This window comes from Nitrobacter vulgaris (assembly GCF_031453995.1).
GTDB lineage: Bacteria > Pseudomonadota > Alphaproteobacteria > Rhizobiales > Xanthobacteraceae > Nitrobacter > Nitrobacter vulgaris.
In genome coordinates this window covers 29,291-48,293 of sequence record NZ_JAVDPZ010000022.1, presented here as the reverse complement: position 1 = coordinate 48,293, position 19,003 = coordinate 29,291, and the positions used below count along the sequence as shown (strand labels likewise).

General features: G+C 55.7%; 17 protein-coding genes and 2 pseudogenes. 11 read left to right on the top strand and 8 right to left on the bottom strand.

The features are described 5' to 3' along the window. Nucleotides 1–538 precede the first annotated feature (538 nt). Entirely contained in the window at nucleotides 539–1,267 is a 729-nt protein-coding gene (locus GGQ85_RS13710) for a CBS domain-containing protein (protein ID WP_309774969.1), read from the bottom strand. Between the two features lie 220 nt (nucleotides 1,268–1,487). On the opposite strand from GGQ85_RS13710, the gene GGQ85_RS13705 reads away from it, so the two are divergent. Then, nucleotides 1,488–2,315 (top strand): putative universal stress family protein, encoded by an 828-nt coding sequence (locus GGQ85_RS13705; protein ID WP_309774967.1) that lies wholly within the window; start codon nucleotides 1,488–1,490, stop codon nucleotides 2,313–2,315. A 129-nt stretch (nucleotides 2,316–2,444) separates the two neighbouring features. Here the strand turns inward: GGQ85_RS13705 and GGQ85_RS13700 are convergent, their stop codons facing one another. Next, a complete protein-coding gene (locus GGQ85_RS13700; protein WP_309774966.1) occupies nucleotides 2,445–4,016 on the bottom strand; it encodes a bifunctional aminoglycoside phosphotransferase/ATP-binding protein in 1,572 nt (523 codons plus the stop codon). A 12-nt stretch (nucleotides 4,017–4,028) separates the two neighbouring features. Further along, nucleotides 4,029–5,012 carry a zinc-dependent alcohol dehydrogenase family protein gene (locus tag GGQ85_RS13695; RefSeq protein WP_309774965.1) on the bottom strand — a complete coding sequence of 328 codons (984 nt, stop codon included), beginning with the start codon at nucleotides 5,010–5,012 and terminating at the stop codon, nucleotides 4,029–4,031. Nucleotides 5,013–5,015: 3 nt separating this feature from the next. Between GGQ85_RS13695 and GGQ85_RS13690 the strand changes: the two genes are divergently transcribed. The 3 genes from GGQ85_RS13690 to GGQ85_RS13680 all read left to right on the top strand — a co-directional run bounded on the left by GGQ85_RS13690 (nucleotide 5,016) and on the right by GGQ85_RS13680 (nucleotide 9,043). After that, the gene (locus GGQ85_RS13690; protein WP_309774964.1) at nucleotides 5,016–5,645 is read left to right on the top strand and encodes an Hsp20/alpha crystallin family protein; all 630 of its coding nucleotides are present in this window, start codon (nucleotides 5,016–5,018) and stop codon (nucleotides 5,643–5,645) included. A gap of 82 nt (nucleotides 5,646–5,727) precedes the next feature. Beyond that, nucleotides 5,728–6,171 (top strand): CBS domain-containing protein, encoded by a 444-nt coding sequence (locus GGQ85_RS13685; protein ID WP_309774979.1) that lies wholly within the window; start codon nucleotides 5,728–5,730, stop codon nucleotides 6,169–6,171. Nucleotides 6,172–6,349: 178 nt separating this feature from the next. Beyond that, complete coding sequence (locus GGQ85_RS13680) at nucleotides 6,350–9,043, top strand: bifunctional acetate--CoA ligase family protein/GNAT family N-acetyltransferase (protein WP_309774963.1); 2,694 nt, start codon at nucleotides 6,350–6,352, stop codon at nucleotides 9,041–9,043. A gap of 30 nt (nucleotides 9,044–9,073) precedes the next feature. Here GGQ85_RS13680 and GGQ85_RS13675 read toward each other — a convergent pair whose 3' ends face one another. Continuing rightward, complete coding sequence (locus GGQ85_RS13675; protein WP_309774962.1) at nucleotides 9,074–9,481, bottom strand: hypothetical protein; 408 nt, start codon at nucleotides 9,479–9,481, stop codon at nucleotides 9,074–9,076. A gap of 161 nt (nucleotides 9,482–9,642) precedes the next feature. Here GGQ85_RS13675 and GGQ85_RS13670 point away from each other — a divergent pair, with 161 nt between their 5' ends. From GGQ85_RS13670 to GGQ85_RS13655, 4 genes are all read left to right on the top strand, one after another. Continuing rightward, nucleotides 9,643–10,773 carry an ABC transporter permease gene (locus GGQ85_RS13670; RefSeq protein ID WP_309774961.1) on the top strand — a complete coding sequence of 377 codons (1,131 nt, stop codon included), beginning with the start codon at nucleotides 9,643–9,645 and terminating at the stop codon, nucleotides 10,771–10,773. A 2-nt stretch (nucleotides 10,774–10,775) separates the two neighbouring features. After that, nucleotides 10,776–11,555 carry an ABC transporter ATP-binding protein gene (locus GGQ85_RS13665; RefSeq protein ID WP_079447788.1) on the top strand — a complete coding sequence of 260 codons (780 nt, stop codon included), beginning with the start codon at nucleotides 10,776–10,778 and terminating at the stop codon, nucleotides 11,553–11,555. Nucleotides 11,556–11,558: 3 nt separating this feature from the next. Next, on the top strand, nucleotides 11,559–12,668 hold the full coding sequence (locus tag GGQ85_RS13660) for an ABC-type transport auxiliary lipoprotein family protein (RefSeq protein WP_079447787.1): 1,110 nt from the start codon (nucleotides 11,559–11,561) through the stop codon (nucleotides 12,666–12,668). A 591-nt stretch (nucleotides 12,669–13,259) separates the two neighbouring features. Further along, nucleotides 13,260–13,727, top strand: coding sequence for a hypothetical protein (locus GGQ85_RS13655; protein WP_079447785.1), 468 nt, complete (start codon nucleotides 13,260–13,262; stop codon nucleotides 13,725–13,727). A 223-nt stretch (nucleotides 13,728–13,950) separates the two neighbouring features. Here GGQ85_RS13655 and GGQ85_RS13650 read toward each other — a convergent pair whose 3' ends face one another. After that, on the bottom strand, nucleotides 13,951–14,277 hold the full coding sequence (locus GGQ85_RS13650; protein WP_079447784.1) for a c-type cytochrome: 327 nt from the start codon (nucleotides 14,275–14,277) through the stop codon (nucleotides 13,951–13,953). Nucleotides 14,278–14,443: 166 nt separating this feature from the next. On the opposite strand from GGQ85_RS13650, the gene GGQ85_RS20880 reads away from it, so the two are divergent. The 3 genes from GGQ85_RS20880 to GGQ85_RS13635 all read left to right on the top strand — a co-directional run bounded on the left by GGQ85_RS20880 (nucleotide 14,444) and on the right by GGQ85_RS13635 (nucleotide 16,784). Continuing rightward, nucleotides 14,444–14,680 (top strand): hypothetical protein, encoded by a 237-nt coding sequence (locus tag GGQ85_RS20880; RefSeq protein ID WP_374708892.1) that lies wholly within the window; start codon nucleotides 14,444–14,446, stop codon nucleotides 14,678–14,680. 83 nt (nucleotides 14,681–14,763) lie between these two features. Next, the gene (locus tag GGQ85_RS13640) at nucleotides 14,764–15,540 is read left to right on the top strand and encodes a ZIP family metal transporter (RefSeq protein ID WP_309774978.1); all 777 of its coding nucleotides are present in this window, start codon (nucleotides 14,764–14,766) and stop codon (nucleotides 15,538–15,540) included. A gap of 410 nt (nucleotides 15,541–15,950) precedes the next feature. Next, a complete protein-coding gene (locus tag GGQ85_RS13635; protein ID WP_309774960.1) occupies nucleotides 15,951–16,784 on the top strand; it encodes a universal stress protein in 834 nt (277 codons plus the stop codon). 215 nt (nucleotides 16,785–16,999) lie between these two features. Here the strand turns inward: GGQ85_RS13635 and GGQ85_RS13630 are convergent. The 3 genes and pseudogenes from GGQ85_RS13630 to GGQ85_RS13620 form a co-directional block, all read right to left on the bottom strand. Next, nucleotides 17,000–18,036 (bottom strand): annotated as a pseudogene (locus GGQ85_RS13630) (zinc-dependent alcohol dehydrogenase family protein). A gap of 144 nt (nucleotides 18,037–18,180) precedes the next feature. After that, nucleotides 18,181–18,350 (bottom strand): annotated as a pseudogene (locus GGQ85_RS13625) (IS630 family transposase); the annotation flags it as partial. Between the two features lie 380 nt (nucleotides 18,351–18,730). Further along, the gene (locus GGQ85_RS13620; protein WP_309774959.1) at nucleotides 18,731–19,000 is read right to left on the bottom strand and encodes a hypothetical protein; all 270 of its coding nucleotides are present in this window, start codon (nucleotides 18,998–19,000) and stop codon (nucleotides 18,731–18,733) included. Nucleotides 19,001–19,003: the final 3 nt, after the last annotated feature.

The following is a 19,003-nucleotide window of genomic DNA, read 5'->3' as shown; positions in this document are numbered from 1 at the left end:
GTTCACGAGGAAAATATTCTTCCCTCCCGCAAGCTGCTTGCGGAGACGACGGATGAAGAAAAGCGAAAGATCATTTTAAGATTGCTGGAGGAGGAGGAAGCAAAAGAGACTGCAGCCTCTCTCTGCCGAAAAAATAGGTTGTTCTTGATCGGCTTGCAGACCAGGCGGCGTTTTCGGCGGCACGTCGTTCACCCAATTGTCGACCTTGCCGTCCAGAATGACCTAGTGCGGGTCCACAGGATCGCGCAGCTCTTTCACCACACTCGATCCATTTACATTTCGAGAAGGATCTCGGTCAGGATGTCGAAGCATATATCGTGAGATGGTGCGCAGCGGTTCGCTTTGTCTCGCCACCTTACGTTAGCACAAGTCGAGTTGCGGCCCTATACATTGAGATTGATGCAAGAGCCGATTTCATTCAGTTCGTCCTCTTGATTGCATCGGAGCGCGGTCCGGCAGCGGTCGTGAGCGAATAATCAGTCCGATTCACAACCGAGAGCGATAGTGTAGCTACACTTTTGTAATTTTTAGGAAGCAATCAACCCGTGGCCGCTAATTGTTTATCTTCCGGAGAAATCAAGCAGAGCCCAGACATGGTATCCACCCAACAAAGATGATCGTCCACTTCCTTCACGCCGGCGACATTCTCTGCCGCGACCACGGCAGCTTGCCGAGCACGTTCGTCGGTAATGATTCCGCTGAGATGAACGATTCCGCCGTGTACAATGACGCTAAGTCCAAATGGACACCAGTCGTTCTTCTCGATGGACGTAATGATGCGGTCGCGAATATGGTCATCATCCGCGGTCGGATCGGGAACCTCGCGGGCAAGCCCTGCGACAGCCTGCAGTAGATTGGATCGTGTGATGATTCCGACAATCTGGTCGCCCCGCATCACCGGTAAGCGCTTAACGCTGTTCTTTTCCATCGTTGTCACGATGTCTTCCAGCAACGTATCCTCTGAAACGGTGCATGGATCCGGTGTCATGATTTCACCGACCTTGCGGCCTTGCTCGCGAACGAAGTCCGATGCATCCGTGCCCGCACCGAGCAGGAATTTCAGCCATCGCGCCCTCCTTCGCTGCGTGCCGATTTCGGCGCGGCGAATGAAATCGCCTTCCGAAATGATGCCGACCAGCTTTCCTTCTGCGTTGACAACAGGAAGGCCGCTGACGTGTTGTCTGAGCATGGAGTTGGCGGCATCAACAATGGTGGTGTCAGGGTGGACCGTGATGATCCGCCTGGTCATGATCTGATGAGCGCGCATGCTGAAGCTCCTCGTGTTTGGATGAGCGTATTAAATGCTATCGCCAATGCGTTGAGACGGATTGACCTAGGTCAAACAGGCGCCATCATTGTTCGCAGCACGTCAGAATCATTTTGTAAGTTCTTTGATCTGGATCATTTTCGCTTCAGGATCTTAGACCATGCATATTAGTGCGTGACACCATTTGAGATTGTTGATTTAGCCGCATCGGGAGTAACGAATGACTTACGTAACGATCATGGTTTGCCTTGCGTTCGAGCAGTCGAACGAGCGTTGTCTCGCTATTGCCGGCGAAATGGTCGAGCGATTTGATGCGCGGGTTGCTGGAGTTGCGGCCGCGGAGTTCAGTCCGCCGCTTTATTTTACCTCGGGTGAGCAAGCCGACAAAATGATTGAGCGAGGTCGGAACGCAATCAAAACGAGGTTGTCAGAACTAGAGTCCGAATTCCGAACAGCCATGAATAGGAGCACGAAAGACGTCGAATGGCGTTCCGACATGGAGATCCCCGTTCGGTTTGTTGCGCGGGAAGCGCGTGCCGCCGATATTATCGTGATCAGGCAAAGTGGAGGCGGGGTACTTACAGACCCATTTTCAGGGGTCAATCCGAGTGATCTGGTTATGCAGGCGGGCAGGCCACTGCTCGTTGTTCCGGACGAGGCTGGTTCGTTCGATTTGCGAAGTGTGCTGGTCGCATGGAAAGATACCGCTGAGGCACGACGGGCGATCGTTGATTCGCTTCCATTGCTTCGCAAAGCCAAAGACGTCACGATCGCCGAGATCGCCGAAGATGGCAGCCGCGAGGCCGCATTGAACCGCACCGATGATGTTGTCGCATGGCTGTCGCGTCACAACATTGCAGCAAACGCACTTGTTCCAGAAGAGAATGCCCATGCCGGGGTTGCATTGGATAGAATTGCATCCAGTATCGGAGCAGACTTGGTTGTTGCGGGAGCCTATGGCCATTCGCGATTGAGCGAGTGGATACTCGGTGGCGTGACGCAACATCTTATGTTTGAATCGACGCGTTGCGTGCTGCTATCACGCTGATCCACATCGGATATTCTAGCTGTTACGGTCAATGTGAGATGACAGCCCTCATCGTGACGGCATCAAGTAAGTTCGCGGAGCCGACGTAAGATTGTCGAACTTCCGTCACGGTGGCTCCAGGGATGTTGGTTAAAGGTGGGGTTCAGCCATGCCAAGCGTCTCCTTGCAGTGTTGCAGAGTGTGCTCGGGTGTTCCGGAGGCGTCGATCACGTGCCAATCAAGCAGGCCAATGTTGTAGTCCTCTTGTTGTTTGACGAGATCGAGCGTGGCATCGGATGCGTCGCCCATGCGCTGTCTGACTCGTTTCATCCTGGTTGTTAGATCGCTCACGAGAAAGAATCCGAAAAATGGCAGGTTGAGATTGCGAGCGATCGCGGCAACCGCGTTTCGTTCGGTGGATTTGGCAAAGACCGCATCGACAATGACTGAGTGGCCTTGCGAGAGAATTTTTGCTGCTCGTTCAGTCAGGATTCGATAAATGGCCGCGGTAACCTGGGGCTGATACGATGTTGTAGGCAACCGTTGGGTCTCATTGACCCGAAAATGTTCTTTGCGTGTGATGTCTGAACGCAAAATCACGGCTCCGGGTGGAGGTTCAATGGCGGCGAGGGCGCGAGCTAATACGGTTTTCCCGGTGCCGGACAGGCCGCCGATCGCGACAAGTGTTGGCGGCGAGGGGAGAATCAACTGGTGAGCCAGATCGAAATAAGATCGAGCGGACAGTCGTATGGTCGCTTCATCGGTATTGGGTCTGTCGGCGCTGGGTCCGCCGAGGCGCGCCAATAGAACATTGCCGCGGATGGCGGCGCGTATCGACATGAATAGCGGGAGTGCCGCGATCCCGTCGAGATTGTCTTCTAATGTTGTCGTCAGGTATCTGTTGAAAAGGATATTGGCTTCGAGACGGCGTCCGTAGCGCAGAAGATCCATCACGGTGAATGACAGATCGTAAAGAATGTCGATTGAGGCGATCACGGGATCAAACTCGATCGCGTCGAACAGAACTGGCTTGTGCCCGATCAGCACGATGTTGGCGAGATGGAGGTCGCCGTGGCAGCGTCGAACGAGCCCGAGCCGGCCGCGCTCTCTCAAACACGCTCGGACTCGCGAGAGCTCGGTCCGGCTTCTCGCATCAAGCTTATCGATGGTGTTCGCAGGCAAGCAGCCTGAAGCGTGGAATGCGGAAGTATTGTTGGCGATAATTGAAGGAAGGGAACAGATCCATCTGTCGGCTGTGACAACGGATGCTGTTCGATGCGATGTTGCGATGGCGTCGGCAAGATCCACAATCAGAGCAAGATCCAATGCGCCGGCTTGCGCGAGATGATCCAGCGTCAGCCGCTCATCGAAGCGCTTCATCTCGACGGCATATTCGACCGGCTGCCCGTCACCGTCGATGCTGAGCGAACCGTCATGGCCTTGGGTGATTGCAACAACGCGGCGGTAAATTTGTGACGCGGATTGGCGGTTGATCCTGATCTCTTCATCGCAGGACGCTTTCCGTTTTGCCAGTGTTGAATAGTCGAGAACTGGAAGCCGGATTGCACGTTTGACTTTCAGTGCCCGGTCGCCTGCGAGAAAGACCACAGCGGCATGGGTGTCAATGCGGCGAACGTCGGCACCGCCATGTGTCGCGGAGGCGGCCAGGAAGGCGAAAACTTCTCGTTGAATGGCTGTGTCCTGTGTAGCCGGGCTTGTCATGTCTGGATTGGGTCAAGGTTGAAGAACGGCGGCTCCCAGCAGCTCTCCCGCTCTCAGCATGGCAATCGCGTCGTTGGCCTTGTCGAGGGGAAAGGTGGTCGTGCGGAGGTGAATTCCGGCTTGAGGAGCGATCTTGAAGAAATCACTGCCGTCCTGCCTCGTCAGATTGGCAACGGACAGCAACTGTCTCTCCCCCCAAAGGAGACTGTATGGAAACGAGGGAATATCGCTCATATGAATTCCCGCACACACAACCCGGCCACCTCTGCGGACGGCGCGCAGGGCGAGCGGAACCAATTCACCAACCGGGGCATAAATGATGGCGGCATCCAGTTCCTCTGGCGGACGCCGGCCGGATGCACCGGCCCAGACGGCGCCAAGTTGCCTGGCGAAGTCTTGGGCCGCGATATCGCCGGTGCGAGTGAAGGCAAACACTGAGCGTCCCTGCCAGAGGGCGATTTGAGCGACGATATGACCCGCCGCACCAAATCCGTAGATGCCGAGCCGTTCGGCGTTGCCCGCCATGACCAGCGACCGCCAGCCTATCAGGCCGGCGCATAATAGCGGCGCGATTGATACGTCGTCGCCGGTTCTGCCGATCCCGAAAGTATAGCGCGCGTCGGCGATGGTGTGGGTTGCGAAGCCGCCATCGCGAGTGTAGCCGGTGAAAGATGGGCGGTCGCACAAATTTTCCATGCCGAGGCGGCAATAGCGGCACAGGCCGCAGGTGGACCCAAGCCAGGGAACCCCGACGCGGTCACCAATCTGATAGCCGGTTACGCCGGTACCCATCAGGTCGATGCGGCCAACGATTTCATGGCCAGGGATGACTGGATAGCGGATATCGGGGAGTTCCGAATCCACGATATGGAGGTCGGTGCGGCAAACCCCGCATGCACTGATTTTGATGCGGATCTCTCCGTCGCCAGGAATTGGATCGTCGCGCTCCTGCATCCGGAGCGGTGTGGCTGGAGCCGAGAGCACCATCGCGCGCATGGAATGCCTCCTTTTAACCGGCCCGTACGCCCGATCAGCTTGGAACGTAACGCGGATATTTATTGGTGCAATAGCCACCCCTGTTTGACCTTGATCAAAACAGTCCCGCTGGCGCGTGGTCAGATCACGCCGCTCAGAGATCGTTGTTTTGGAGGATCGATCATGATGAAGGCGCCAATCCCTGTAGGAAGGGATAGTTCCCTGACACGCTCCGAAGCAAATCCGTTGACGGTGTTGCAGCGAGAGATGGACCGGCTGTTCGATGGCTTCAGCAGGAGCTTTACCGGTCTGTCGTCACGGACGCTGATACCTAGCATGGATCTTGCCGAGACGGATAAGGAGATTGAATTAACCGCGGAACTGCCCGGCATGGAAGAGAAAGACGTGCAGCTGAATGTCGTTGGCAACCATTTGACGATTCGCGGCGAGAAAAAGAACCAACGAGAGGAAAAAGAAAAGGACTACCATCTTGTCGAGCGAAGCTACGGTTCCTTTGTGCGAACTGTCGACCTGCCGCCGGGCGTGAACATCGACAGCATCCAGGCAGTGATGTCAAAGGGTGTCCTGAAGGTCACGGTACCGAAGCCGACACCCGCGCAGGCCAAAACAATCGAAGTCAAAACGGCAGCCTGATTTGAAGGGCCGGACGCGCGTGGCATGGACCTGCGCGCGTCCGAGGTCGCTATAGCCAGACGCAACGAAATTGGGTGATATCTTGTATCAATTTCTCGAACAGACCGTCGACCATTACATGACACGAAAAGTCAAGACGGTATCGTGCGAAGTCACGATGAACGAACTCAATGATCGGTTCGCTAGTGATGATTTCAATGCCTATCCGGTTGTCGACGACGAGGGGGAAGCCGTAGGCTTGGTGACAAAGTTCGACTTCCTCAAATGCTTTGCTCTTACGCTGAGCTCAATGGTTCCGCGCTATGACGAGCTTATGAAGCGAACCGTTTCCGATGTGATGATTCACGAATTTATCTATGTGAGTGCAACGACGAAGTTGGTGCGTGTGTTGCAGTTGATGGTCGAGCATCGACTTCGCAGCATTCCCGTTATGGGTACGGGACAGCATTTGGTCGGCATCATTTCGCGCGAGGATGTCATGCGAGCTTTGCGAGACTGCACGCGTGGCGAGCCGCGTGCCTTGTAACGTCTGTCTGAAAGTTTCGCATCAGCGCTCATACGCGCTAGACTTCCGGTGTGTGCATCCCAGAATAATCAACTCGACCTGGGATTTCGATGATATCTTATCAAGCGCCGCATGAAACCCTCGAGATTGCAGCGCAGACATTTTTCCATATCCGGACATCTTCCGGTATGAAGGCTCCATGTCGACCTATCGATTGAATAGTCTGCTGGCTCCGAATTCGGTGGCGTTGATCGGTGCAAGCACGCGCAGCGGCTCGGTCGGGCGGGCGATTATAAGGAACGTTTGCACAGCCCGTTTTGAAAATCCGGTCGGCGTCGTCAATTCACATTATCGGGAAATTGAAGGCATATCGACGGTCAAGCGTTTAGCTGAGCTGCCGTTTGTCCCAGAACTGGTCATTGTCACCACGCCGGCGGCAACGGTTCCTGAGATCGTCGCCGAAGCAGGAAGGATCGGCGCCGCTGGTGCGATTATCATCAGCTCTGGCCTCGGTCACGGAGCGGGCTCATTGGCAGAAGCCGCCGAGCGCGCGGCGCGCGCTTATCATATGAGGCTGATCGGTCCTAATTGCCTCGGCATATTAATGCCAACGATAAATCTGAACGCGAGCTTCGCGGCTCATATGCCGCGCGCGGGTCATCTGGCCTTGATTTCCCAATCCGGTGCAATCGCAACCGGGATGGTGGATTGGGCGGCGCGTCGTAACGTCGGATTTTCTGGAATCGTATCGATCGGTGACCAGCTCGATGTCGACATCGCTGATCTGTTAGATTTTTTTGCGCTCGATACCCAGACTAAGGCGATCCTGATGTACATCGAGGCGGTCAAGGATGCCCGTAAATTCATGTCGGCGGCGCGAGCGGCGGCGCGGGTCAAGCCGGTCGTCGTCGTCAAATCGGGACGGATGGCGCAAGGAGCCAAGGCGACGGCGACACATACCGGCGCGCTCGCCGGTTCAGATGCCGTCTATGATGCAGCGTTCGGCCGCGCTGGCATACTGCGCGTATTCAGCCTTCGGGAGCTATTCGACTGTGCGGAGACACTGAGTCGAGTCAAGTTTGCGTTTGGAAAACGATTGACCATCCTCACCAATGGAGGCGGCATCGGCGTTCTTGCAGTAGATCGGCTTGTCGAGTTGGGAGGAATTCCTGCGGCACTCAATCCTGTCGTCAAACAACAGCTCGACGCCGTTTTGCCGGCGACATGGTCGGGTTCCAATCCGGTCGATATTATTGGTGATGCAGATCCGTTGCGTTATGTCGGGGCGCTCGAGATTCTGCTGGCGGATGACGAGAGTGACGCCATCCTTGTCATGAATGTGCAAACGGCGATTGCCGATTCGGATGCCATCGCCACGGCGGTGACCCGCGTCGTTGACGCTGATCGGCGCAAGCACACTATTTCCGCTAAACCGGTGCTGGCGGTATGGGTCGGCGCCGACGAAAAGATCTCGAAAACGTTTATCGATGCTGGCATTCCCGACTATGCAACGGAAGATGATGCCGTGCGTGGATTCATGCATCTCGTTTATCACCGCGAGGTGGTTGAATCGCTTGCGGCGGTGCCGCCGAGCCTGACACATGAATTCGTGCCGGATATCCCGGCGGCGCGGCGAATTGTCGAGTCGGCGGTCGCGCAGGGCAGGCGGTGGCTTGATCCGATTGAGGTCGTGGGCGTCTTGGATGCCTACGGGATTACCAGCGTTCCGACGCAGGCGGCTGCCAGTGCTGATGAGGCCGCTGCTCATGCGCAAGCCCTGCTCGCGCGCGGCGCGACCGTCGTTCTCAAGGTGCTTTCGCGCGACATCTCGCACAAATCTGATGTCGGAGGCGTGGTGCTCAATCTTGCCAACGCGGATTCGGTTCGAGCCGCGGCGCTCAGCATTCTTGCGAATGCAAAGGCGAAGCTGCCGGATGCAAGGATTGACGGTTTCATGGTGCAGCCGATGGTCCTGCGGCCGAAGGCTCGTGAACTCATCCTGGGAATCGCCAGCGATCCGACTTTCGGCTCCGTTATCGTCTTTGGCCACGGCGGAACCGCCGTGGAGGTGATCAACGACAAGGCGCTTGCTCTGCCGCCGCTCGATCTCAAGCTCGCCCGCGATCTTGTCGAACGCACCCGCGTTTCCCGGCTGTTGCGCGCCTATCGCGACGTGCCTGCTGTCAAACAGGACGAGATACCTTTGACGTTGGTGAAACTGGCGCAACTCGCGGCAGATATTCCCGAGATCAGAGAACTGGATCTCAATCCGCTGCTCGCCGATGAGACCGGGGTTCTTACTGTCGATGCTCGCGTCGCGGTGGGGTCTCCGGTACGAAAGTTTGTCGGCCCCGGCAACGCCAACTTTGCTGTTCGGCCTTATCCGTCGCAATGGCTGCGACATCTTGTGTTGAAGGATAATTGGCGGATTATGGTCCGGCCGATCCGGCCTGATGACGAACCTTTGATTTATGACTTTCTGCGCCACATCACCAAGCAGGATCTGAGATTCCGGTTCTTTGCTGCTGTGAATCCATTAAACCATGAATTCATTGCGCGGTTGACGCAACTCGATTACGCGCGTGCAATGGCTTTGGTGGCTTTCGACGAGGCAACCAACGAGATGGTGGGCGTCGTCCGAATTCACTCGGATTCGATTTATGAGACCGGCGAGTATGCAATACTAATTCGCTCGGACCTAAAAGGCAGGGGACTGGGTTGGATGCTGATGAAATTGATCATCGAGTATGCCAGATCTGAGGGGTTAAAGTACATTGCTGGAGATGTTCTAGCGGAGAACACCGTGATGCTGGCGATGTGCCGGGATCTCGGCTTCGAGATCGCCAACGATCCCGTCGAGCATGACGTTTACCATGTCAGGCTTATGCTTTAGCCCACGCGCATCCACCGATCGTTCATTGTGTCAAAGACGGGCAACCGACCTGACGCGATAGGTATGCATGGTGTCTCCTTCCTCGATTGAAACGTATTCACCAGCCACAAAACGCTCGTCCGCAAAGTGATAGCCGGCTTCGTCGGGCAGGTTGGTCGCGTCGTCGTAATGGAACGCCCAGGTGCCGCCGGGACGATGAATAAGATGGCCGATATCGCTATTCTCGTCCGGCCGTAGACGTGTCACGCGACATGCCTCGCGATGCTTCTTCCATGACTCATGGTCGATGCGGCCATCGGGGGCGAGCGGGGCTATAATGATGTAACCGAAATCACTGTCTCCTTCTGGGTGAGCCGGTTCGCGCGCCAGTTCGAGGCGGATTTGCCGAAATTGCTGCGGTAGAGACGTATTCAGGATCGGTTTGAGATGCATGATCATAGTCCTCGTGCCTGAGGGACTCGAATGATGAGCCAGCTCTCAGCTCTGCCTTTCTGAATCGAATGAAAATCTATACGGGTGGCGCTGCGTGCCGTTGACTTGGGTCAATGTCCATTTCTCGGTGCAATATATGGATGGCGTAAAGAGCTGGAGATTTGTATTTGGCGACAGCACCTCAATTGGCGGCTTCATCAAGAGGTGATGCGCTCGAACTGCGCCCGGATGGCTCCTGGATTGCGGCGAATGTGACCACGCTGGAATCGCTCACAGACGCCGTCACGCCGCAGCTTGAGCGGGCGAAATCCCTCAGATTGGATATGAGCGGCCTGAGCGAGCTCGATACGTTGGGAGCCTGGCTGCTCGAGAAGTTGTCGCGGCGAATAGCCGATCGTCCGGTCGAAGTCGTCGGGGTTTCTGAAAACTACGTTGGCCTGATCGAGGAGGTCAGGCATGTCAACCGGCACAATCCTCCGCCACCCAAAGCGCGCAATCCCGTGATCGCCACGGTGGAGAAGATTGGTCGCGCTGCCTGGGGCTCCCGCGAAGACGTGGTCGTGTTCTTGCAAATGCTCGGTTCGCTTTGCGTTGCAGTGCTCGGTATCATTCGCAGGCCGCGGTCGCTTCGGCTCACGTCGCTGATCTATCAATTGTATCGGGTCGGCTGGCAGGCAATTCCCATCATCCTGCTCATCACGCTTCTGATCGGCGCGATCATCGCTCAGCAGGGCTTTTTTCATTTTCGCAAGTTCGGCGCCGATTCCTACGTCGTCGATATGGTTGGAATTCTCGTGCTGCGCGAGCTTGGCGTGCTGATCGTTGCGATCATGGTCGCCGGCCGATCCGGCAGCGCTTATACCGCCGAGCTTGGCTCCATGAAGATGCGCGAGGAGATCGACGCACTCTCCACTATGGGTCTCGATCCCGTCGTCGTTTTGATCCTGCCGCGCGTCCTGGCACTGGTTTCTGCGCTGCCGATCCTGACGTTCATCGGATCGATGGCTGCGCTTTACGGTGGCGGTCTGGTCGCATGGTTTTACGGCGGCATGGGTCCGGCGATATTCATCGCGCGGCTGCACGACGCTGTGTCCGTGACGCATTTCGAGGTCGGCATGATCAAAGCGCCCTTTATGGCCCTGGTGATCGGCATCGTGGCTTGCAGCGAGGGTCTGCGCGTCAAGGGCAGTGCCGAATCGCTCGGCAAGCAGACGACGACCTCGGTGGTGAAGTCGATCTTCCTGGTGATCGTTCTGGATGGGTTGTTCGCGGTGTTCTTCGCGTCGATCGGAATGTAGCGATGGATACATCGGTTGCAGAGTTCGCAATTCGGGTCAACGATCTCGTCGTTGGTTTCGGGCGCCGCGTCGTCATCGATCATCTCTCGCTCGATGTACGCCGTGGCGAGATCCTCGGCCTCGTCGGTGCCTCGGGCGGAGGCAAGTCGGTGCTGATGCGCACCATCATCGGCCTGATCCCGCGACGGAGTGGTGAGATCAAGGTCATGGGCGCCAGGATCGGCTCGACCCATGACCTCGGAACGCAGAGGGTCGCTGGTAAATGGGGCATCCTGTTCCAGCAGGGAGCGCTGTTCTCCTCGCTGACCGTGCGGCAGAATATCCAGTTTCCGTTGCGCGAGAATCTTGTGTTGTCCAGCGCGTTGATGGACGAGATCGCCACCGCCAAGCTGGAAATGGTCGGCCTGACTCCGGAGGACGGCGATAAGTTTCCCGCCGAGCTGTCGGGCGGTATGACTAAGCGCGTGGCGCTGGCGCGGGCGCTGGCGCTCGACCCGGCGATCGTTTTTCTCGATGAGCCGACCTCCGGCCTCGATCCCATCGCGGCAGGCGACTTCGATACCCTGATCAAGACATTGCAGAAAACCCTGGGCCTGACGGTGTTCATGGTGACCCATGATCTCGCCAGCCTGAATACGGTCTGCGACCGCGTCGCGGCGCTGGCGGACGGCAAAATTGTCGCCATCGGGCCGATGCGTGAGTTGCTCCAATCCGACCATCCGTGGGTGAGAGCCTATTTTCATGGCAAGCGCTCGTTGATGCTGCAACCGAAAGCGAGTTGAGAGATGGAAACCCGTGCCCCATTTGTCGTCATCGGCGCTTTCGTGCTGGCGGCCCTCGCCGCGGTTTTCGGCTTCGTCTATTGGCTGCACAACACCGGGGGCCTGGGCCCGCGAACAACCTACCACGTGCAATTCGAGGGCTCTGTGCCCGGCCTGCTGGTTGGTGCGGCCGTTCTCTTCAATGGCATTCGCGTCGGCGAAGTGACGGAGCTCAGCCTCGCGCCGGACAATCCGCGCCGCGTTGACGCGGCGATTGCTGTGACATCGACGACGCCGGTGCGACCCGACACCAAAGTCGGCCTCGAATTCCAGGGTCTGACCGGCGTTCCAGTCATTGCGCTGGAAGGTGGTCAGCTACTCGGCGCCTCGGGTCCGGTCCCGACATTGATCGCCGAAGCCGGCGCGGGTCAGAGCATGACCCAGGCTGCACGCGATGCGTTGCGGCATGTCGATGCCGTGCTGGCGGAAAATTCGGAGCCGTTGAAAACCACGATCGCCAACCTGCAGGTGTTTTCCGAAGGCCTGGCCCGCAATACCGGCAAGCTCGACGGCATCGTGGCCGGCCTTGAACGCATGACAGCAGGAAGCGCTTCACCGGCGCGGAAAATCACTTACGACCTCCGTGCGGCGAGCGGCTTTCCCAGCCCGCCCGACCGGACTCTCAAGAACGGGCTCTTCATTCCGGAGCCGACTGCAGTGATTAAGCTCGATACGCAGCGTTTTCTGTTTTCGTCGGACAAAGAGTATCCGGATTTCGCCGAAGCGATGTGGGCAGACAGCATTCCGAAGCTGCTGCAGTCAAAACTGCTCGAAAGCTTCGAAAATTACGACATCGCCCATGCGCCCCTGCGCTCAATGGATGGAGTGCAGACAGATTATCAACTTCTGATCGACGTCCGGCGCTTTCAGATCACTGTCGATCCAGAACCAGTCGCAGATATCGGATTGTCGGCGCGTATCCTGAACAAGAATGGCAAGGTAGTCGCGGCGCGATTATTCCAGGACACGCAGAAGCTGGACAAAATCGAACCGGCGGCGGCCAGCACGGCATTCAACAATGCATTCGAACGAATCGCCAAGGACATGATCGCGTGGACCGTTAAGACGTTGTAGAGCGTGGTTCAAACGTTCCTGGATCAATAATGGTGGTACGCGCACGATTGGCGAAAGGTTCTGTTAGGAGGAGATCGAATGATTGTCCGTACCCTCTTGTTGTCGTGTTCTCTTCTCCTTGCGAGCAAGCTGCTGGCGGTCAGTTCCCCTTTTACGGATCATCCCTATAATCCCCGCCACATAGATCAACTGCCGCCCCAGATCCGTAACTATATAGCGACAATCTGCAAGGGACCGGCCAAGGCGCAGCATCATTTCGGAACCTATTCTCCAGCCGAGAGACGTTGGCGGATACACCTCGAATATCTTCGGTGCGATGGCCTCAGCGATTTCCGACGAGAACACCAATGCCTCGACGTTGATTTTATCCAGGTAGGCTCACGGTTCCGGCTTGCCTCAAAGCAATTCCGTGATTGCGACTTCTGAGGCAGATAGTGGCGAAGAGCTCGCGTTCATTATGATGACAGCGCGCTTCGCGAGCCCGGGTACGATTCGCTGGGCGCGTGAGCAGCGACGATATCATCTTCACGGATCTCTCGATCGAATAGGCGTTTTGCCGGCGACAAAATCATTGGCAGATGGAGGGGCGGGATGACATCTCGTACGTTGATTATTGTTTCATGCGCCGGCGCGATATTCGCATCTTTCGCTGCTGCGCAATCGACGGGCGGATTGCCAAATGGGAACTATATTCCTCACCTTGGCGACATCATGGGAACAATGCAGCTTCGCCACTTCAAGCTATCATTTGCGGGCAAGTTGCGGAACTGGGAGCTCGCCGCCTATGAGATGGACCGGATTAAGGAGAGTTTTCAGGATGCGGCGACGCTTTATCCGGGAATCCCGGTTTCCGATATGACAGTTATGGCGGAGCCAGTTCGACGGCTTGGCGAGGCTATTCAGAAGAAAGAACCCAACAAGTTCGCGTCCGCTTTCAGTGAGATGACAGCGGCATGTAACGGTTGTCACCAATCGATCGGTCGCGGATTTATCGTGATTAAGGTGCCAACGTCGTCCCCATTCAGCAATCAAGTCTTCGATCCGGCTGCCAGACCATGAGACGGTAGTCCTTCTTCGCAGGTTTTGCGGTTGACTCTATCGATCAATACTCTGCCATCCAGAGTCGTAGCCGATAAGTATGCGCTATCAACGTACGAACCGCCCCCCAACCGTTACGCAAACCGCGTTTTCGATGTCATTTGTGCTCAACGGTCTTCGAACTTGCCCGGTCTATGGGCAGACGCAAACATGCGTCATGCTAACTCGCAATGAGCGTTACAGATTACTCCAGGGATTTAAGAAACGCGATGAAATCATTGATCTGATCGGCTTCGAATTGGAACTGTGGCATACTGGGATGCCCGGTTATGATCCCTTCAGCCAAGGCTTCCTCAAGCGTCTCGACGGGATAGCGTTGGTGCAAGTTCCGAAATGGCGGTGCAATCCGAAGTGGGCTGGGACTCACCTTGTCAATCGCGTGACATCCTGCGCAATAAAGCAACGCCAAGCGTCGACCTTGCTCGACATTGGCGGCTTCTATGCGTTGTGATGATCCTAAGGTGAAGATCAGTGACAACGCAAAAAACAACAATGAGCTAGCAATCCGCATTGTTTTTCCTAAGCAAAGAGCTGAATTTAGTAGATACCATAACGCTGGTCCATCTTATTGATTTGTGTCAAGGCGTCGAGCCTAGGAACTTGCGGCTTTTCTCTTGAGCGGTTTTTTCAGTCTGACTGATCTCAATACAGCGATCGACGGTTGCTCGAGGAGCTGAATGCGCCATACCGAAAAATCATGCCGGTGGCTGTTCGACGAAATCGAATGCACCACGCTGGCCCCGCTGCCGAGCGAACCGTTCGAACATGCCGAGTGGAAACGACAAGGGTTCATCCCGATTATTCCGTCGAGGTCCGAGAAGAAGATCTTTTACTCGGTGCCGCACTGGTTGACCGTCAACCAGATCTACGTACAAGCCATCGACAACCGGGGCGCTCGAGTCCGTTCGGGCTAATTGTCGAGAACCTTCTGCCAGGAATGGCTCGATCTAGGGGCAGTATTGAGCGGCGGCACGGAGCGAATGCGAACGGAATAGCATTGACCTATGGATCGTCCCAGTTGCATGGAATATCTATGACAGCTTCGGTAGGGATTGTATTTCTCGCGGCGTTGGTGACGGCAATCGCCACTGGACTAGGCGCATTACCGTTTCTGTTCATCAAGCAGATGAGTCGGCGGTGGCTGGGGGTATCCAATGGGATTGCCGCAGGCCTTATGCTCGGTGCGAGCCATGCACTAATTACAGAGGGAAGCGCGATCCATGCATCCTGGACTGTTGCGGGCCTCGTGATCGGTGCTTTGCTCGTTGCCGTCAGCTCTTGTCTGCTACAGGTTCGCAGCGATCTCCACGTCGGTGAACTCAGAGGAGCTGGCGCTAGCAAAGCTGCATTGATCGTTGCAGTCATGACGCTGCACTCGATGGCCGAGGGAATCGGCGTTGGGGTGTCATTCGGCGGAGACGAAAAGCTTGCGACTTTTGTCACGGGAGCAATTGCTATCCACAACATACCGGAAGGTCTTGCGATTAGCTTGGTGCTTATTCCACAGGGCGTGCGCGTGTGGAAGTCAGCAGCTTGGAGCATCTTCTCCAGCATGCCTCAACCCCTATTTGCTGTTCCTGCCTTTATGTTCGTTGCCGCTTTTGAGCCCGTCCTTCCTTTTGGCCTTGGCTTCGCTGCGGGCGCGATGATTTGGGTCGCCGTCGGAGAGCTTCTATCAGACGCCTTCAAGGACGCGCCGCACTCAAATGTTGCCACATCGGTCGTACTTGGTCTTGTAGCCATGATGACCTTTCAGATTCTCGTCAAAAGCTGATCGTACTTGGCTCCTGATCCCTGAGGCGGGACGCTTCAAGCTCTTCTCCCTAAGAGAAATTGTCCTGGCTGCAAGCGTGGGCAATGAACATCGTCAAACGGTGCGGTCGGCAGAAAGCTAACGTCACTTTGGCGCGCCGCCTTGTCCGACGGCACTTGACCTCAACACGCCGAATACCAGAGAGTTTTCCTTCGCGAAAAGCCGAAACGTCTGGCGACGATTTGGCGTGTCCACGACGCAGAAGACAGCTCACCGAGAACTATAGCGCCCGTCCTCATCAAAATCGTAAACTTCGAACTTGAAAACATACACGCGACAAGGACAGGCGATTGCGATTCCAACGCTCGAATGAGCCGGTGACTTCATGTCATCATATATCATTCTTCATTATATCGATTGGGAGCGATTCTATGATAAAAGACATTATCCTGCATTTGGAGAGCAACCCGTCCCGGGATATCGGCCGCGATTTTGCTGTTTCGATAGCTGAGATGTTTTCCGCCTATCTGACGGGTGTCTCCTTTGCTTTTGCAGCAAGCATTCCCAACTATATTGCTCCGACTTTGCCCGCAGATGCTCTCGCCAACCTACTTGCGGAAAGTGAAACAGCAGCGCGCGGCGCAATTGATCGTTTTAAGTCCGCCATGAAGCGCAGCGACCTTCTGGCTGAACCGCGGCTTTTGCTGCAAACTGAATTTGGACCGTCCAGAACTTTTTCGGAGATGGCGCGGTGTTTCGATCTGAGCGTCATCATGCAATCGGACGATGATAACGGCATCGATAACGACACTTTGATCGAGGCGACGCTGTTTGATTCTGGTCGGCCGCTCATTATTGTCCCTTACATCCAGCACGAGGGGTTGAAGCTGGACCGGGTTGTGTGCTGTTGGGATGGAGGTCGCGCCGCAGTGCGTGCGATCAATGATGCGTTACCTTTATTGAGGAAAGCCAACGCCGTCGAATTGTTTATTGTCGAGAATGAAAAGACCGCCAACGAAAGTGGTGTTGGCGTTATTGACATCGGCAGGCACCTGGTCCGGCACGATATCAACATCGAAGTGAGAAGAACACCCGCCGCTGACATCGATGTGCCGAGCCTGATTCTGTCGCATGTTGTTGACTGTTCGGCGAGTCTACTTGTGATGGGTGGCTATGGGCATTCTCGTCTGCGCGAATTTATCCTTGGCGGCGCCACACGCGGAATACTGGCGGCGATGACGGTTCCTGTTTTTATGTCGCATTAGGATCTTGTTGGCTGCGCTCGCCGGCGTGAGTAGTGTTTATCCCGTAGCGGCAGGGTCTTTGAAGCAGATCTGCATGCAGCCGTATCGAACGATACGTTCCACAAAATTCCTACATCTTAAAGAGGCCGTTTGCCTCGTTCCTTTCCCGAGCAGATAAGATTATCTATTGCGTCCATCGGGAATGATTGGCACGAAACAAGCCACTGCCAAAGGAGTCAGGCCGCGATGATCACTTTCAGCGCACCCGTGTCCGCAGCGCGGCTGAATGTGTCATACGCCCTAAGGATTTGGTCGAGGGAGAATCGATGCGTAATCAATTGGGCAGGATTGAGCTTGTTAGATTGCACCGTCTTGAGAAGCATAGGCGTCGTGACCGTATCGACCAGTCGGGTCGTAATTGAAATATTATGCGACCATAATCTCTCTAGGTGCAGATCCACTTTACTGCCGTGCACTCCAATGTTGGCGATGATGCCTCCGGGGGCGATGATGTCCTGGCAAAGCACAAAGGTAGCGGGAATGCCGACCGCCTCGATCGCCGTATCGACACCTTTACCATCGGTTAATGCTTTCACCTCGTTGGCAACCTTTCCGCTCGCGCTATTGATCGTCTGCGAAGCGCCGAATATCTTGGCGATTTTGAGACGCTTGTCATCAAGATCGATCATGATGAGTTTGGCGGGGGAATAGAACTTCGCTGTCAGCAATGCGGCAAGACCGATCGGCCCGGCTCCCACGATCGCGACGGTTGATCCCGGCACCACCTTGCCGTTCAGAACGCCGCATTCGAATCCGGTCGGCAAAATATCGCTCAACATGACGAGCGCTTCTTCATCGGGGTCAGTCGGAATGTGATAAAGACTTGTATCGGCGTGCGGGGTCCGAACATATTCGGCTTGCGTCCCATCGATTTCGTTGCCGAGGATCCAGCCGCCGGTGGTGCAGTGGGAATAGAGACCTCGACGGCAGTATTCGCATTTGCCACAGGAGGAAATGCAGGAAATGAGGACATGGTCGCCTGGTTTGAAGGTCGTGACACCGGCGCCAATTGAATCGATGATACCCACACCCTCGTGTCCAGAATACGACCCGGCGTACAGGTCGGCACGTCGCCTTTCAGAATATGGAGGTCCGTGCCGCAGATGGTCGTTTTCACGATCTTGACGATAGCATCTCCCGCAGACTGTATTTCCGGCTTGGGACGATCTTCGAGCGTCTTATGCCCGGGTCCATGGTAGACGAGCGCCTTCATGGAATGCTCCGATCCAATGCGTTGCTTGATGTTAGTAAGATCTGGTTCGCAGCGTCGCATGTTGACTTTGATCAAGGTCGACCTTTCGGGGTGCCGAGAATCATCAGTTGGCCATGCTATTGTGGAACATCATTCGACATCGTGTTGAGATGGCGAGCGACCATCGACGCAAAGCACCAAAGCGCGCTCCGGTGGATCAAGGTAGAGGCCAACGATGTCGCGTACCTTCTCAACGAACTATGATCGGTCGAGAGTTTGAAGGTCTCGCTTCGATGAGGTTACAGAGAGAATGCGCTCCAGATGCGATGCACCGTCGAAACTGACAGGCCGGACGCTTCATTGAAGTGACGAGTTGCACGCATAATCCAAGTCGACAGAAAGCTTCTCAACCGGCATGCGCAGGTCGAGAAAGAGCAGGTTGGCGTCGAACGTGAGATTTCAACGGAGGATAATGAGTTGGTCGAGCGGGGCGTGTCCCGCGATTGGTTGCGCTCGTCGCTGTTCAAAGACTGATCCGACTGTCGTCAACAACACCGCGCGTAATGCGAACGACCGTCATCGTTGGTCCGTGCCAACAGCAGCAAGCCGCTGCCGACAACCCAGGGACGATCGACGATGACGGATCTCCACGGCTACGAACCTGGCTTGATCGATCGCTTACGTCGCTTCGATGGGTGCGAACCCTCACGATTGCTTAAGCCGCATCGTCGCAAGTCCTACTGGCGACAAACATTTGCCTGCTGGTGCGAGGCGAATAGCCATTCGCTAGGTGCACCACCTTGACGGAGTCGATGTTCAGGCGCTCGCTGCCGATTTCCTGTTTTGCCAAGATCAGCGCCTGAGAGGGATCATCTGACACAACATCGATCTGACGCTGAAGGCACCTGAAATTATGGCCGTTTGAATTCAGCAGATCCTTGTAGAACGAGACGCGATAGTTTTTCATTGGAAGCTCCTCATTCATCAT

What these genes read in the sequence shown, in the direction of transcription:
- GGQ85_RS13620 (WP_309774959.1), bottom strand. Translation starts at nt 19,000, where the DNA reads ATGAATGAGGAGCTTCCAATGAAAAACTATCGCGTCTCGTTCTACAAG.
- GGQ85_RS13635 (WP_309774960.1), top strand. Translation starts at nt 15,951, where the DNA reads ATGATAAAAGACATTATCCTGCATTTGGAGAGCAACCCGTCCCGGGAT.
- GGQ85_RS13660 (WP_079447787.1), top strand. Translation starts at nt 11,559, where the DNA reads ATGGAAACCCGTGCCCCATTTGTCGTCATCGGCGCTTTCGTGCTGGCG.
- GGQ85_RS13675 (WP_309774962.1), bottom strand. Translation starts at nt 9,481, where the DNA reads ATGATCATGCATCTCAAACCGATCCTGAATACGTCTCTACCGCAGCAA.
- GGQ85_RS13650 (WP_079447784.1), bottom strand. Translation starts at nt 14,277, where the DNA reads ATGCGGATTGCTAGCTCATTGTTGTTTTTTGCGTTGTCACTGATCTTC.
- GGQ85_RS13710 (WP_309774969.1), bottom strand. Translation starts at nt 1,267, where the DNA reads ATGCGCGCTCATCAGATCATGACCAGGCGGATCATCACGGTCCACCCT.
- GGQ85_RS13695 (WP_309774965.1), bottom strand. Translation starts at nt 5,012, where the DNA reads ATGCGCGCGATGGTGCTCTCGGCTCCAGCCACACCGCTCCGGATGCAG.
- GGQ85_RS20880 (WP_374708892.1), top strand. Translation starts at nt 14,444, where the DNA reads ATGCGCCATACCGAAAAATCATGCCGGTGGCTGTTCGACGAAATCGAA.
- GGQ85_RS13690 (WP_309774964.1), top strand. Translation starts at nt 5,016, where the DNA reads ATGCCTCCTTTTAACCGGCCCGTACGCCCGATCAGCTTGGAACGTAAC.
- GGQ85_RS13665 (WP_079447788.1), top strand. Translation starts at nt 10,776, where the DNA reads ATGGATACATCGGTTGCAGAGTTCGCAATTCGGGTCAACGATCTCGTC.
- GGQ85_RS13700 (WP_309774966.1), bottom strand. Translation starts at nt 4,016, where the DNA reads ATGACAAGCCCGGCTACACAGGACACAGCCATTCAACGAGAAGTTTTC.
- GGQ85_RS13680 (WP_309774963.1), top strand. Translation starts at nt 6,350, where the DNA reads ATGTCGACCTATCGATTGAATAGTCTGCTGGCTCCGAATTCGGTGGCG.
- GGQ85_RS13655 (WP_079447785.1), top strand. Translation starts at nt 13,260, where the DNA reads ATGACATCTCGTACGTTGATTATTGTTTCATGCGCCGGCGCGATATTC.
- GGQ85_RS13705 (WP_309774967.1), top strand. Translation starts at nt 1,488, where the DNA reads ATGACTTACGTAACGATCATGGTTTGCCTTGCGTTCGAGCAGTCGAAC.